Genomic DNA, 543 nt, shown 5'->3' on the forward strand with positions numbered 1-543 from the left:
CGAGCAGGCCAACAGCCACGGTCAGAAGGTGCAGTCGGCCGGCAACAACATGGCCAACACCGACGCCTCCGTCGGCTCCAGCTGGGCCTAACAAATCCATTGCACGACAAGAGCATTGCCAACTGAGAGTTCCGAGGAGAGCACCACAGTGACCGACAAGACCGCTGACGACATTCTCAAGCTGATCGCCGACGAACAGATCGACTACGTCGATGTCCGATTTTGCGACCTGCCCGGAGTGATGCAGCACTTGTCGATCCCGGCCTCAGCACTCGACAAGGCCGCATTCGAGGATGGACTGGCGTTCGACGGATCATCGATCCGCGGATTCCAGTCCATCCACGAATCCGACATGATGCTGCTGCCCGACTTCTCCACCGCCCGGATCGATCCGTTCCGGGCCGCAAAGACGTTGAACCTCAACTTCTTCGTCCACGACCCATTCACCCGCGAACCCTACTCCCGCGACCCGCGCAACATCGCCCGCAAGGCCGAGAGCTACCTCACCAGCACCGGCATCGCCGACACCGCCTACTTCGGCGC

General features: G+C 61.1%; 1 protein-coding gene and 1 pseudogene. Both read left to right on the forward strand.

Going from position 1 to position 543, the window contains the following annotated elements:
• Window positions 1-91, forward strand: a pseudogene (locus LI94_RS22885) (type VII secretion protein EsxI); the annotation flags it as partial.
• Window positions 92-148: 57 nt separating this feature from the next.
• Window positions 149-543, forward strand: a 395-nt coding sequence (locus LI94_RS21445) for a glutamine synthetase beta-grasp domain-containing protein (protein ID WP_046302522.1), incomplete at its 3' end; no start/stop codon positions are given.

It is taken from the genome of Mycobacterium sp. UM_Kg27 (assembly GCF_000972905.1).
Taxonomy (GTDB): Bacteria; Actinomycetota; Actinomycetes; order Mycobacteriales; family Mycobacteriaceae; genus Mycobacterium.